This is a genomic window from Flavobacterium sp. WC2421, from assembly GCF_040822115.1.
GTDB lineage: Bacteria > Bacteroidota > Bacteroidia > Flavobacteriales > Flavobacteriaceae > Flavobacterium.
Window position 1 is genome coordinate 3,507,641 of record NZ_CP162004.1, and the last position, 15,159, is coordinate 3,522,799.

General features: G+C 33.0%; 9 protein-coding genes. 6 read left to right on the forward strand and 3 right to left on the reverse strand.

What is annotated here, in order from left to right:
* The first annotated feature begins 115 nt into the window (after nt 1–115).
* The 5 genes from AB3G33_RS14965 (at nt 116) to AB3G33_RS14985 (ending at nt 10,063) form a co-directional block, all read left to right on the forward strand.
* Entirely contained in the window at nt 116–1,216 is a 1,101-nt protein-coding gene (locus AB3G33_RS14965) for a M50 family metallopeptidase (RefSeq protein WP_367771046.1), read from the forward strand.
* Nucleotides 1,206–2,366, forward strand: coding sequence for a phosphatidylserine/phosphatidylglycerophosphate/cardiolipin synthase family protein (locus AB3G33_RS14970; protein WP_367771049.1), 1,161 nt, complete (start codon nt 1,206–1,208; stop codon nt 2,364–2,366). Before AB3G33_RS14965 ends, AB3G33_RS14970 begins: the two co-directional genes overlap by 11 nt.
* Before the next feature lie 192 nt (nt 2,367–2,558).
* Nucleotides 2,559–7,811 (forward strand): endonuclease, encoded by a 5,253-nt coding sequence (locus tag AB3G33_RS14975; RefSeq protein ID WP_367771051.1) that lies wholly within the window; start codon nt 2,559–2,561, stop codon nt 7,809–7,811.
* 545 nt (nt 7,812–8,356) lie between these two features.
* Entirely contained in the window at nt 8,357–9,418 is a 1,062-nt protein-coding gene (locus AB3G33_RS14980) for a reverse transcriptase domain-containing protein (RefSeq protein WP_367771053.1), read from the forward strand.
* Between the two features lie 183 nt (nt 9,419–9,601).
* Complete coding sequence (locus AB3G33_RS14985) at nt 9,602–10,063, forward strand: DinB family protein (RefSeq protein ID WP_367771056.1); 462 nt, start codon at nt 9,602–9,604, stop codon at nt 10,061–10,063.
* Nucleotides 10,064–10,075: 12 nt separating this feature from the next.
* Here AB3G33_RS14985 and AB3G33_RS14990 read toward each other — a convergent pair whose 3' ends face one another.
* The 3 genes from AB3G33_RS14990 to AB3G33_RS15000 are packed head-to-tail and all read right to left on the reverse strand — an operon-like array spanning nt 10,076 to nt 14,074.
* Nucleotides 10,076–11,668 (reverse strand): MFS transporter, encoded by a 1,593-nt coding sequence (locus tag AB3G33_RS14990; RefSeq protein WP_367771059.1) that lies wholly within the window; start codon nt 11,666–11,668, stop codon nt 10,076–10,078.
* An 8-nt stretch (nt 11,669–11,676) separates the two neighbouring features.
* Complete coding sequence (locus AB3G33_RS14995; RefSeq protein ID WP_367771062.1) at nt 11,677–12,738, reverse strand: HlyD family secretion protein; 1,062 nt, start codon at nt 12,736–12,738, stop codon at nt 11,677–11,679.
* A 1-nt stretch (nt 12,739) separates the two neighbouring features.
* On the reverse strand, nt 12,740–14,074 hold the full coding sequence (locus tag AB3G33_RS15000) for a TolC family protein (protein WP_367771065.1): 1,335 nt from the start codon (nt 14,072–14,074) through the stop codon (nt 12,740–12,742).
* 104 nt (nt 14,075–14,178) lie between these two features.
* Between AB3G33_RS15000 and AB3G33_RS15005 the strand changes: the two genes are divergently transcribed.
* The gene (locus tag AB3G33_RS15005; RefSeq protein ID WP_367771067.1) at nt 14,179–14,991 is read left to right on the forward strand and encodes an AraC family transcriptional regulator; all 813 of its coding nucleotides are present in this window, start codon (nt 14,179–14,181) and stop codon (nt 14,989–14,991) included.
* Nucleotides 14,992–15,159: the final 168 nt, after the last annotated feature.

Sequence of the window (15,159 nt, forward strand, 5' to 3'; positions counted from 1 at the left end):
AATTAGTAACGCATTGATTCCCATAATCTTTCGCTTAAACCTGCATTTTTTGATTTTCATAATTGACACATTTTTTTTCTAATTATGCTTTTTAAAGCATTTAAAAAAAAGAGAAATGAAAGGATCATTTAAACTTGGAAAAGTAGCAGGAATTGGTTTGTTCATTCATTGGACCTTCTCATTACTACTCCTATTTATCATATTTGTCAATTACCGTTCAGGATATAATATCCTTCAAATAACGTGGTCTATTGCTTTTATTCTTTCTATATTTATTACTGTTGTTTTACATGAATTAGGTCATGCTTTAGCAGCAAAAAACTATGGAATTAAAACCAAAGATATTACGTTGCTTCCTATTGGCGGATTAGCCAGGTTAGAAAAACTTCCCGAAAAACCAATAGAAGAATTAATCGTTGCATTTGCTGGTCCGATGGTCAATCTTTTTTTGGCACTATTGACCAGTTTTTTTGTTACAGTACCCGAAAATGAAGAACTTCTTATGACTCAATTATCAGGAGGAATTAACTCGCACAACTTCCTCTTGAATTTCTTAATCGTTAATTTAGCGTTAGCTATTTTTAATTTAATTCCAGCATTCCCAATGGATGGAGGGCGCATTTTAAGAGCGCTCTTGGCATTTAAATTTCAACGACATACTGCAACTAAAATTGCAGCTCGAATAGGCCAATTATTAGCAATAGGTTTTATATTTATTGGTTTTTTCTCCAATCCGTTTTTAATTTTCATAGGCATTTTTGTCATTTTGGGTGCGCAAATGGAAACCGAATATACTGCCTCGAAATACCTTCTTAAAGGCTACACAGTGCGGGACGTAGTCATGAAACAATACCAAACTATTGATGCAAATCAACCCATAAAAAGAGCTATAGAATTACTTTTAGACAGTCAATCCAAGATTTTTTTAATAACCGCGAATAGCCAACCTGTAGGAACCCTAAATAGAGATCAAATAATAATAGCTCTTTCTGAAAAAGGCGAGAATACTCCCATAGTCAATGCGATGAACAAAAACTTAGTTTTCTTAAATATAGAAACTCTACTTGCGGATATTTTTGAGTTGGTTTATCATAATAAATCTAATTTGATGTTAGTCATGGAGAACAATCAACTTGTGGGTACTTTGGATACTGAAAATCTTTTAGAGTTTATATTAATTAAAGAAGTAAAACAAAAAGGTGCTTATGCTAATTAACAATTACATTAAAAACGACATAGAAAAGGTAAAATTAGTTCATAGTGGAACCGATTATTTTTCACGTTTAGAATATATAATCCAAGAAGCAAAATATGAAATTCATCTTCAATATTATATCTTTAAGAATGATTCTATTGGAAATAAAATCTTACAAGAATTAAAAAAAGCAGCAGTACGCAGGGTAAGAATCTATATTTTATTAGATGGTTTTGGTTCCTTTTCGTTTCCCAAAGATGTAATTGAGGAATTAACAAAAACTGGAATTAATTTTCGTTTTTTTTCTCCATTCCTATCCTCAAGCTCTTTATATATGGGCCGAAGATTACATCATAAAGTTGTTGTTGCGGATGACCAGGTAGTGTTAATTGGAGGAATTAATATAGCTGACAAATATGTGGGGTCCAAAGAAAATGGGGCCTGGCTCGATTATTCAGTGCAAATAAATGACGTGAAAATTGCAAAAAAACTGCAATTACTTTGTAGAGACTTATTCTTTAAGAAAAAGTACTTCTTCAAAAGAAAAATAGAATCTGTCTTTAATTCAGGGGAAGAAACTGCTGTCAGTATACTACAAAATGATTGGCTGAAAAGTAAAAACGAAATATACAATGCCTATATAGGTGCTTTTACACATGCTGAAAAAGAAATCACCATTGTGGGTAGCTATTTTTTGCCAGGTCGAAGACTTAATAATGCAATTAAAAAAGCAGCAAAAAACAAAGTAAAAATAAGATTAATCTTATCTGGAAAATCAGATGTTCCACTTTCTAGAAGAGCGACTTACCATATTTATTCTACGTTACTTACCCATAACATCGAATTGTATGAATGGAATAAAACAATACTTCATGGAAAAGCGGCCATTGTCGATAATTATTGGACAACTATTGGCTCATTTAATCTCAATAATTTAAGTTGTTATGGAAGTTTAGAAATGAATGTTGAAATCAAATCCATCCCATTTTCAAATACATTTCAACACCATCTAGATGAAATCATTTCACAAAGCCATAGAATAACACCTAAATCATTAAAAAAAGGAACAATGATTTCCCGTTTAAAAAATTATTTATCCTACTGGACCGCCAGGTTCATTCTTAATTTTGTTACCTATTTCCCAAATAAAAAATTTAAAAAATACTACTAAATATCCAAAAAAAATAGGGAACTCCAATAGCCGTTAAAATTCCATTATTATAGCAATTCACTCTAGTTTGTTAAATAATCGTATGGGTTTTTAATTTTTATATTAAAAATTTTAACGATTTGTTAATAGTATTAAACGCATAAAAACACAAATATGTATATATTTACTATCCAATAAATTAAACAAACAATTATGAAGCATTTTTACTTAAAAAGGCAGTTCTTTCTTGTAGCTGTATTTACTTTTTTAAGTGTGATTTCCTTTGCTCAAGTTCCTACGTATTATAATGGAGCAAACATTAGCCAAACTGGAGATGCCTTAAAATCAAATCTTTCTAACCTAATAACCACTACACATACGACAAAGTTGTCGTATACACCTGGAGTTTGGGATGCATTAAAACAAACAGATTTAGATCCAAACGATCCAACAAAAGTTTTACTGATTTATGGTTATAATGATAGTGATTCTGATGTTACAAATGACCGAACTCGTTCTAAAGATCAAAATGGTGGAAACCAAGGCGATTGGAATAGAGAGCACATTTTTGCCAAATCATTAGGAAACCCTAATTTAGGTACTGATGGCCCAGGAAGTGATGCACATCATTTACGAGCTGCAGATGTTACTTTGAATGCAACTAGAAATAACTATCCCTTTGGTGATGGATCTGGAAATGCTAAATTAGTTAATGGTGCCTGGTATCCAGGAGATGAATGGAAAGGTGATGTTGCCCGTATGATTATGTACATGCACTTGCATTATGGTGCTCAATGTCTTCCTAGTGCCGTGACCATCAGTTCACAAAACTACAGTGTTGATATGGCTGATATTCTATTAGAATGGAATGTTGAAGACCCTGTTTCTCAAGTAGAAATCAATAGAAATACAATATTAGAAGGAGTTCAAGGAAATAGAAATCCTTTTATTGACAACCCTGCTTTTGCTACAGCAATTTGGGGAGGACCACAAGCTCAAAATAGATTTGATGGAAGTGTACAATTAGATACTGAGGCACCATCTGTTCCAGCAACTTTATATGCTACTAATACAACCCAAACTGGAACAACTTTAACTTGGGTTCAATCAACAGATAATGTTGGTGTTTTGGGCTATCGAATTTATAATGGAACAGTACAAATTGCTTCATCATCAACAGCTAGTTATGTTTTAACTGGATTAACAGCGAATACAAATTATACCTTGTCAGTAAAAGCATTTGATGCAGCTGGAAACAATTCAACTGCTAGTAATAGTGTAGCGGTAACGACTCTAGTTAGTACGCCACCTACAACTCCAGCAACTTCTGTTGTTTTCATTAACGAAATTCATTATGATAATGCAGGTGCTGATGTGGGTGAAGGTGTTGAAATTGCTGGAACTGCAGGAACCGACTTAACAGGTTGGAGCATTATTCCTTATAATGGAAATGGTGGTGCATCGTACACTCCTATAGGAAGTTTATCCGGTGTAATTCCGAATCAATCTAATGGATTTGGAACTATTTTCGTAGCCATAAGTGGATTACAAAATGGAGCTCCTGACGGACTTGCATTAGTAAATAACTTAGGAAATGCAATTCAGTTTTTAAGCTACGAAGGCTCATTTGTTGCTACTAATGGTCCCGCAATCGGAATGACAAGCACGGATATTGGCGTTTCTCAAGCTGGAACCGAAGCAGTTGGTTTATCATTACAACTGAAAGGGACTGGAAATCAATACAGTGATTTTACATGGCAAACCTCTGTAGCAAGCACGTATGGAAGCATCAATAACGGGCAATCATTCTCTACGGTTATCGAGCCTCTCGCGGCACCAACAAATTTTGTCGCTAGTAACATCACACAAACCGCGACTAATTTATCATGGGATGCAGCTACCTCTGCAGTATCGTATGAAATTTATAGTGGAACTACTCAACTAGGAGCTACAACATCAACTACTTTTGACCTGACTGGGCTAACGGCTAATACGGTTTACAACTTAACAGTAGTAGCTTTAGATGCTGATGATAATTCTTCTGAAGCAAGTAATATAGTTACTATAACAACCTTAAACAATACTACGCCTACTCCAGCTGGAGCTGTTTTTATCAACGAAATTCACTATGATAATTCAGGGACAGATGTTGAAGAAGGAGTTGAAATTGCTGGTCTTGCAGGAACCGACTTAACAGGATGGAAAATTATTCCTTACAATGGTAATGGTGGTGCTTCTTATACTCCAATAGGTAATTTATCTGGTAGTATTCCAGATCAATTAAATGGTTATGGTACTGTATCTGTAACTATAGCAGGATTACAAAATGGTTCTCCTGACGGAATTGCATTAGTAGATGCAAATAATAATGTAATTCAGTTTTTAAGCTACGAAGGTAGTTTTACTGCTACCAATGGTCCTGCTGCAGGAATGACAAGTACTGATATTGGTATCATTGAAGCAAGTACTGCAACTGTTGGAAATTCACTTCAGCTAGTGGGTAAAGGAACAAAATATGCTGATTTTACATGGGAAGCAGCTGTAAGTACTTTCGGAAAAGTAAATAAAGGACAAAAATTTGGTGATTTAGTTTTCATCAATGAGATTCATTATGACAATGCAGGAACAGATGTTGGTGAAGCAGTTGAAATTGCCGGTTATGCCGGAACTGACCTAACTGGATGGAGCATTATCCCTTATAATGGTTCAGGTGGAGCAAGCTATACCCCAATAGGAAATTTATCTGGTAGTATTCCAGATCAATTAAATGGTTATGGTACTGTATCTGTAAACATTGCTGGATTACAAAATGGTTCTCCTGACGGAATTGCATTAGTAGATGCTACTGGAAAAGTAATTCAGTTTTTAAGCTACGAAGGTAGTTTTACCGCTACTAATGGTCCTGCTGCAGGAATGACAAGTACAGATATTGGTATTGCAGAAGCAAGTACAGCTGCACTAGGAACTTCATTACAATTAATAGGAGCAGGATATAACTATGCTGATTTTACTTGGCAAGCAGCCAATACTACTTTTGGAGCTATAAATAAAGGACAATTTTTTGGTGATGCTTCTGATATTTTAGTTGTAATTCCAATTGCTGAAGCAAGAAGTAAAGCAGATGGCGATATTGTAACTGTAACTGGTGTTTTAACTGTTTCAGACCAATTTGCTGGATCAGCTTACCTCCAAGATGCTACTGGAGCGATAGCCGTTTTTGACAAATCAGTACATGGTACTGGACTTTTCAAAATAGGAGATTCTATCACTGTTACAGGAACTAGAAGTTCCTACAGCGAGCAAGTTCAAATAAGCCCTGTAAGTGCGGTTACTAATAACGGATTACCTAATCAACCTATTTCGCCAGTTACTATCACTTTGAGTGAAATGGCAAACCACCCAGCTGAATTAGTAAGAATAGAAAATACGACTTTCCCTAAGCCTGGTGCTATTATGTTTGGTAATTCAAACACTGATATTACAGATGCAAGTGGAACAGCTCAATTGAGAATTGATGCAGATGTAAGTGATCTTACCGGTTTTGCACAACCTGAAAATTGTTCAGAAATAATAGGTGTAGTTGGAAATTATTTTGCCACTCAACAACTGTTACCTCGAATGAGAACTGACTTCCCGTGTGCCGATAAATACCAACAAACAGGAAGTGATTTAAATATTTCAAAAGACAAAACTTTAGATATTGCCACTTGGAATATGGCGTGGTTTGGTGATGAAACTAATTCACCTGCTGCAGGAAAAATTAATTCAGATGCGATACAAAAAGACGCAGTCAAAAATGTTTTGCAACAATTAGATGCTGATATTTATGCGGTAGAAGAAATATCTGATGATGTTTTATTTGCTCAAATGGTTAGCGAAATGAATGATTACAGTTATGTTTTATCTGAAGCAACTTCCTACCCAAATGATTTTAGTAGTCCAAAACAAAAAGTTGGTTTTATTTATAAAAACAAAACCGTTACACCTGTAAGTACCAAAGTACTATTAGAAACCATTCATCCTTATTATAATGGTGGCGATGTTTCTGCATTGGCTAATTATCCTGATGCTGATAAATCACGCTTTTTTGCTAGTGGTAGATTGCCCTTTATGATGACTGCAAATGTTACAATTGATGGAAATCAAAAACAAATCAATATCATTGATCTTCATGCTAGAGCAAATACAAGTGGTGATGCCCAAGGCAAATATGACATGCGTAAGTTTGATGTAGAAGTTTTAAAAGACACCTTGAATGCACAATATCCGGATGCTAACTTAGTATTACTAGGAGATTATAACGATGATGTAGATTACACCGTTTCAGATGTTCCTACAACTGTTTCTAGTTATGAAGCATATGTAAATGATAGCGCAAACTTTAGTGTTGTTACAAAATCATTAAGTGAAGCAGGATTTAGATCGTATGTGACCTATGAAAATATGATTGATCATATTACACTTTCAAATGAACTTGCGGATTTATACATCAATGAATCAGCAAGAGTACACTATGAATTTTACACGAGCGATTATACTAAAACAGCCTCTGACCACTTCCCTGTTTCAGTAAGATTACAATTAAAAGAATTGACGCTTGACGCTAGTAATACAATAGATATAACTTGCAATGGCGAAGCTAATGGTACTGCTTCTGTATCTGTTTCAGGCGGAATTGCACCATACACTTATACTTGGAATATTGGTGAAATTACCAACACAAACTCTATATCAAATCTTGATGCGGGAACTTATAGTGTAACTGTAAAAGATATTTTAAATAATGAAGTAGTTGCAACATTTACTATAAATGAGCCTTCAATAATTGAAATTCCTGAAACTGAATCACCAACTGTATATTACGGGTATACAAATTCTTCTTGTACAACGCTAACTGCAGGCAATGTAACTGGAGGTATATTACCTTATTCATATACATGGAGTAATGGAGCTACGACAAGCAGTATTAATGTATGTCCAAGCGCAACAACAACTTTTACATTAACTGTTACAGATGCTAATGGTTGCTCATCAGTATCCGAAAAAGCAGTAAATGTAATTGACGTAAATTGTGGTTCTAACCCAAAAAACCCTAAAGTTGCATTATGTCACAAAGGGAAAACAATATGTATTGATGAAAATGCAGTTGCCTCTCATTTAGCACATGGTGACGTTTTAGGAAGTTGCGATACAGCAATTGAGGATGTAAAAATCACAGCTGTAAACGTTTTTCCAAATCCATTTGTAAGCCAAATCAATGTGGAAATTAATAGCTCATCTATTGCAAAAGTAGATTTTCAAATTTATAATTTCTTTGGACAATTAGTCAGCCAATCATCTCATAACATTACTTCAGGAAAATCAACTGTAAATCTACAATTAGCTGATTTAAGAAGAGGATTCTATTTCCTAAAAACAGTAGTTAATGGAAACATAAAACATATTAAATACCTTGTAAAGAACTAATTATTTCAACAAGTTAGATTGAGATAATTTGTTTTTATCTAAAATTAAAGCCTCCAAAATAATTGTTTTGGAGGCTTTTCATTTTAAGTCGTAACAAAAAAAAATCTGCACAGATTATACTAAAATGTAAATAAAAAATTGTAAATTTATGTAGAGATACACCCCATTAATCGTTTGATATTATAATACTTACAAATTAAAAACATCTTAATTGATGCTTTAAATACTTTGATATTATGGAACCAAATATAAAAGTAAAACAAAAAAAAGAGGAATGGATTACAAAGGATCTAAAAAGTAAAATCCCAAAATTAGATTCAAAAACCATTTATATTCCAAATCAGAATAAGTTGTCATTTTGATTTATTTTTAAAATTACGTTGGCTAAGCTAACTTTGGAGCAGTGAGTCACTGTTCTGTAATTGAATGTTTTTTCAAGCACTGGGTTTAAAAGGCTCTCCGCAGAGCTCCGAACCTTTTAAACCCGTATTCCTAATTGGAGTGAGTGACATAAAAGTCCTCACTCCATTAACGATTTTAAAGCTATGGATTTTGCTCAATACAAAGAAACTTTCATGAAAGAAGCCACAAAAATAGGCTACTCTAAACAAAACATAAATCGTTGTTTGAATTATGCTGAGCCATTGTTTTCAAACAATGTTCCTGTTATTTATAACTCTTCCCACTTAACCTTACTTGTAGGATATAAAAAAGAATACATAAAAAAAGCCGCATTACACACCAAATATTTTTATCGTGATTTTGAGATTACAAAAAAGAACGGAAAAAAAAGAGCCATTTCAGAACCACTCCCAAGTTTAAAAGAAATACAACATTGGATTTTAAAAAACATCTTATATAAAATTCCTATTAGCCCATTTGCAAAAGCATATAGACCTAATGTAAGTATTTTAGAGAATATAAGATTTCACAAAAACCAACCTAAAGTATTCACCCTTGACTTAGAAAATTTTTTTCCATCAATTAAAATTGAAAGTGTAGAGCAAATATTTTTAGAAGTGGGTTATTCAAAAAGCATTTCAAATCTACTTTCACAACTATGTACTAAAGATGGTTTTTTACCACAAGGTGCACCAACAAGTCCTTATCTTTCAAACCTCATTTTTAAAAAAGCTGATATGGCTATTGCTGATTACTGTATACAACATAAAATAAGATATACCCGTTATGCCGATGATTTGAGTTTTTCAGGAAATTTTGACGAAAAAAAATTACTCGAAAAAGTAACCGACAATATTCAAGTAATGGGATTGCAAATCAATGCTGCAAAAACAAATCTTATGACTCCAAATATGAGACAAACTGTCACAGGTATTGTTGTCAATGAAAAACCACAAGTCGTTTTCCATAAACGCAATAAATTGAGACAAGCCATGTATTATATCATGAAATTTGGTATTGATGAACATCGGGAATACAAAGAAATAGATCAGGTTCACTTTCTAGAACATCTCTTGGGAAAAATAAATTTTGTTTTGCAAATCAATCCAAAAGATCATGAATTTATCGGTTACAAATCACATCTTATCGAATTAAAAGAAAAGCAAAAAGCAAGAATGATAAAAACAGAATTACTACTGATGTAAAAAGCAATATGAACAACTAATAATAGTAGAAAAGCCCTTTATTGGGCTATTTTTATTTCGCTTCCTCTCTCAAAATGAAAATTTTAGACTAAATTCACAATTCAACACCCTTTTTTCGTTTCAGGAAAATTAGAGCCCTATCACAACAATACAAAGTTGAAATCACTAAAAAACCCTTATTTAATGAAATCAAAAACTCAGTTATTTATTGCGCTATGGCAAGAAGGTAGAACTAGATTTACAAAGCAATTAGATTTAATTATAGAAAATGATTTGAAAAAGAAATTGGCAACTTCGCCCAATAGCCTTGGTTTTCTTATTCGCCATATTAGTGATGTTGAGTTGCTTTTTACAAAAAATATATTTGGTGCAAGCGAAGTTAAAGTAATTGCAAAAACAGTAATTGCAAAAAAGGATACCGGTGAATGGACCAACCTATCCGAATTAAAAGAATACTCCCATTATGCCTATCAAAATTTATTAGCTATACTTGAAAAACAAACGGATACCGACTGGGATACCTCTATTACTACGTCAGAATTTGGCACAAAGACAAAAGCTGAAGCCCTAGGAAGAATTGTATCCCATACTGCTTATCATGCTGGACAAATGTCCATCATTAATAAATATGGAACCAGTACCTAATTCATTGTTCTGCTAAATAGGAATTACTTTAGCTCCAATTTTTCTGAAATGAAAATGAAAATGAGGGATTAATGCGATGCCTAGCATAATTAAAAATATTACAATCCCCATAAAATAATAGTAATCCCTTGCGAACAAGGTATTAGTATGAATAGCAACTGCTTTACCTAACAATTTTTTAGCCACAACTTTAGCTTTCATTGCCGAAGCTCCGTTGGCAAGTGCTGCATTTTCATACAATTGCAAACGCTTACTCGATTCATAATTTAAAGTAGTAACTGAGTTGCCTAACTCATGATAATGCACACTTACTTGTCGTAGATTCATAAAAGAAATTAGCGCTAAACTCACAGTAAAAGCAAAAAATCGGAAAGAAACACCACTCAATGAGGCAGAAAAACTTTTAGATTCTGGTACTGATGCAATTGTAAACATAACGATAGAAAGCATTAAAATTCCATTTCCTAAACCTTGAAAAAACAGCGGTAATAAAACACTTTCTTCATTGGCCTGCGAGCCAAAAATAAAAAACATTTGAATATGATAGAGTAATAAAAAAGCGAATCCTGTAAGCCAAATTAAGCGCATATTTCTTTTACTTAACAGGAAACGAGCCGTTAATGCAATTCCTACAACAATTCCTAAAGCATTAAAAAACATAATGTAAGCATAATGATACGAATCTAATCCCATATCATTAAAAAGAAATGTGTTTGCAGCACTCAAATCTCCTTTACAAATATAATACAGTACGAGTAGCGCTCCACCTATTCTAAAATTTCTAAATTTGTAAATAGTTAAATCTATAAACGGACGCTTATTTTTTTGCTGCATGATAATAAAAGTAGCAAGTAATAACATTATTGTCCCTAAACAAACCCAAATACGAATACTTTCAAACCAATTGTAATATTGTCCATACAAAAGAACATAGGCAATTAATGTTAGTAGAGAACTATAAATCACAAAACTTTTCCAATCCAATTGATGTAAGGGAAACCTTTTACTATGCAAACGTATGTTAGTTTTAAGACAAAGAAATAGTAATAATACTCCTGGAATTTGAACATAAATAATGGCAAGATACATTACATTAAAATCATAGTTTTGAAATACATAAGCATCAAACAAGTATGTAAAAGCATTCGAAATAAGTAGCGTTCCGTAAAAAACAGCATACCCTAATACTCTGGAGCGCTCTGAATGAAATTGAGAAAAAATTAAACTTAATGTAATTCCAATCATTGCAACAGTAACTGCTCCACCTAAAAATCGTAAAATAAAGAAAAGTAGCGCGTCATTAGTATTATACAATACTAAATTGATAGCCGTGAACAATAAAACACTCATTAGAAAATACGTTTTGGAAGCAAAATAGCTAAAAAACCTTCTTTCTAATGGAAAGAAACTGGCAATTCCAACATAATATAAAACGATGGAGAATTGGATATCAGTAGGATCCAGACCGTAATAACTGGCAGCACTATTAATTCCTCCAATGTAACCTGCTAACATGGATACCGCTGGCAGAATTACTAAAAAAATAACCGCTTTAATTAACCATTTGGGAACCCAACTTTTAAATATGTTTGATGACTGATCCATGTAAACTATTATAATTTAGGAATCAATACCTCAGCATTCATCCCTGCACGTAGATTATTTGTTTTAGCAACAGCATCTGTCAAAAGAATTCGAACTGGAAATCGTTGAATAATTTTTACAAAATTTCCCGTAGCATTGTCTGGTGGTAAAAGCGAGAAACGAGATCCTGTAGCTGGCGCAAGCGACTGTATTTTACCATGATAGGTTTCATCTGAATAAGCATCAACTTTAATCACTACTTCCTGCCCTTCTTTCATATTGGCAATTTGGGTTTCTTTAAAATTAGCTACAATCCATTTTCCCTGGTCTTGATCTACAATGAATCCTAAAGTTTGTCCTTTTTGAATTAATTGTCCTACCTGCAAGGTTTTGTCACCCATAATTCCATCTGCGGGAGCCGTAATAACAGCATAAGTCAAATTGAGTTTTATATTCTCGACTATAGCTTCTCTCTGCTGTACATTTGCTTTAGCAACGGCCAATTGAGAATCGACATCATTTATTCTCCCCCTGGCTGTTTTATAGGTATTTTGAACTGCTTTGTACTCTGATTTTGCAATTTCAAAACTCGTTTTTATGGCTTCAAAATGCTGTTGTGTAACCGCTTCCTCATCCAATAGTTTTTTATATCTATTAAATTCTTGCTCTTGCTGCCACAATTTAGCTCTAGATGCAGCAATACTTGCCTCACTTACTGAGGCACTACTAGTTGTTGTTACAGCATTACTTTCTAATACTAATAATGAAGCTTTTGCTGAACTCAATATGGCTTCGGCTTCTTGTAATTGCATTAGCGTTTCATTTTTATCTATCACAAACAAGGTATCTCCTTTATGAACTCTTTGATGATCTCTAAATTTAATTTCCTGCACAAAACCTGTTGTACGGCTCAATATAGGATTTATATATTCTTCTACTTGTGCATCATTAGTTTCTTCATATCGATACATTTTTACCAGTGTATAACCACCATAAACTAACAATAAAATTAATACTATAGAGGCAATGCTATAGGTAATCTTAACCGTTATCCTGTCAATACGTTCGTGTTTTTCTGTTATTGTAGCCATATTATAGGTCTCCTGTATTTTTTAAAAGTTCGTAATAATGTAATTGTTCTGATATTTTGGCTGAAATGAGCTCGAATTGGGCTTGTAACAATTGAGTATCTGCATCCAATAAATCAGTAATTAAAGACAATTGGTTAAAATAAGTTTGATTGAGAATTCGGTAATTCTCTGTCGCTTGTTTTATATTCAATTGTAGTTCTTCAATTTTTTCTTGATCCTCTATATAATGTTTGTAGGCTTTATTGATATCCTTACGCAAATTATCTTGCACATTTTCTTGTGCTATTTTTTGCTCTTCATATACTATTTTAGCTTCTTCTTCCTTATGAACATCATTATAAATCGATGAAATAGTATAAGATAATTTCACTCCTACTACACCTAATAAGTAAGGTGCATTTTCATAGGGATATAACTTAATTTGTGGATACGAATAATTATAATCCCCAAACAACCCTATTCTTGGCAATTTATCTGCTTTTAACCCTTCAACATTTAATTTGCTTAGTGCTACTTTTTGCTTTGCAATCTTCTGTAATGGTGATTTGTTTATGGCACTGTCAATATAATCATCGTAGCTCAATAATTTTTGATTTTCCTGAAGACCTATATTATCTGTGGGTTTTAAATTTTGCTCATCTGGTTCCCCCATGAAAATATTTAATTCCTGCATGGCTAATTGTGCATTATTACGAATAGCCGTTAATGCCGTTTTCTGTTTGGACAATTGCAGTTGCGCTCGAAGTAAATCACTTTTTAAAACCACTCCTCCAGTATGCAGTTTCTCGATTAAATTTAAGCGTTCTTCATTTTGATAAATATTTTTCTTTACTAATTTTTCTAATTGCAAATACAGTTGTAATTTCAAATACGCTTGAGCCACTTGATAGTGAATAGACTCAATCGTTTCCTCTTCTATATATTGGGATAACTCTTGCTTCACCACTTCTTTTTGGATGTTTGTTTTAAGCTTATGTCCATTATAAATATCAAAATAAGCATCTATAGTAGCACCATAAATGGAATGATCTTCTAATGGTATATAATCTGGATGGTGTAAAACTCCGTTATTAAAAATTGGAATATTAGCTAATTTACCATAATTGGCATTAAAGCCTATTTCTGGCAATTGTTTGCTTTTTGCATTTTTTACAGCTTCCCCTCCCGACTCGGTATGCAAATGGTGCATTTTAATCTCTTTGCTGTTTGTGGACACTTTTTCCCAAACTTTTTCTAATGATATAGGAATGCTATCTTTACTAACTTCCTGTGCTTTTAGTGATACCAGTGTGAACAAGAATACAGGTACTACTATTTTGTAACAATTAAAGTGCATAATTAGTTCTTAAATTAAAATGCAAAATTGCGACATAATTTCAAGTCTTATTTTGTCAATTAAGCCATTTATTTGTTAATTTGAGCCAAATTAATATTTATCAAATGATACCGACAAAAGAGCTAGGATTTTTACAGAAAGTGAATCAATATCCTAAGACCACTTACATATACCACACTAAGATTGAAGAGCGTCTCGACATGCATAGTCATAACAAGCATCAACTTACCTATGTAGAAGGGGGTGCGGCCTTCTTAAAAACAAACAACAATTCCTATTTTTTACCCGCCCGACATTATGTATGGATTCCCGCAGGGATGGAACATTTCATTGAATTAAAAACATCTGTAAGTATGATTCGAAATATTTATATTCCAACTCATATCCTTACTAACAATGAATTTTATTCGAAAATGGGAATTTACCCTGCTTCCAATTTAATTTTGGAGATGATACTATATACTGAAAACTGGAGTGAGAATATTTTTGAAAAAGAAAAAAGTAAATACCAATACATAAAAACTCTAGGTACTATTATTGCTGAAATCAGTAAAAACCCACTGCCTGTTGTTATTCCTACTACTACAAATGTACGATTGAGTCCCATTTTAAAACACATTCATTTTCACGTTGACCAACCATTACTATTAAAAGATGTTGCAAAATTATTTGGTTTTAGTAGCCGTAGTCTTTCCCGTTTATTTAGAGATACTTTGGACATATCCTTTCTACAATATGTAAAACTCACCCGAATTATTCTCAGTATGGAAAAACTGTTACAAACTGAATTGTCTATTAGCGAAATTGCCTATGCATCTGGATATAATAGTTTAGCCACTTTTAGTAATACTTTTTATAATTTGGCTAAAATAAGACCCGTTGACTTTAGAAAAACGAACCGAGAGATTTCTAAATAATTAAAACAACTATTTCTTAAAAAGAATAGCTATTCCTTTTAATAGAACTAATCCATAGCTAAAGTTTCAATTCTTATATGAAATAAATAAGCTATTGAAATAAAACCTTTTATACTTATTTATCATGTAAAAATTGATTAAATTTGAAAGAAGCAATTTCTCTTTGCT

What these genes read in the sequence shown, in the direction of transcription:
- AB3G33_RS15005 (WP_367771067.1), top strand. Translation starts at nt 14,179, where the DNA reads ATGATACCGACAAAAGAGCTAGGATTTTTACAGAAAGTGAATCAATAT.
- AB3G33_RS14965 (WP_367771046.1), top strand. Translation starts at nt 116, where the DNA reads ATGAAAGGATCATTTAAACTTGGAAAAGTAGCAGGAATTGGTTTGTTC.
- AB3G33_RS14970 (WP_367771049.1), top strand. Translation starts at nt 1,206, where the DNA reads ATGCTAATTAACAATTACATTAAAAACGACATAGAAAAGGTAAAATTA.
- AB3G33_RS14985 (WP_367771056.1), top strand. Translation starts at nt 9,602, where the DNA reads ATGAAATCAAAAACTCAGTTATTTATTGCGCTATGGCAAGAAGGTAGA.
- AB3G33_RS14975 (WP_367771051.1), top strand. Translation starts at nt 2,559, where the DNA reads ATGAAGCATTTTTACTTAAAAAGGCAGTTCTTTCTTGTAGCTGTATTT.
- AB3G33_RS14980 (WP_367771053.1), top strand. Translation starts at nt 8,357, where the DNA reads ATGGATTTTGCTCAATACAAAGAAACTTTCATGAAAGAAGCCACAAAA.
- AB3G33_RS14995 (WP_367771062.1), bottom strand. Translation starts at nt 12,738, where the DNA reads ATGGCTACAATAACAGAAAAACACGAACGTATTGACAGGATAACGGTT.
- AB3G33_RS15000 (WP_367771065.1), bottom strand. Translation starts at nt 14,074, where the DNA reads ATGCACTTTAATTGTTACAAAATAGTAGTACCTGTATTCTTGTTCACA.
- AB3G33_RS14990 (WP_367771059.1), bottom strand. Translation starts at nt 11,668, where the DNA reads ATGGATCAGTCATCAAACATATTTAAAAGTTGGGTTCCCAAATGGTTA.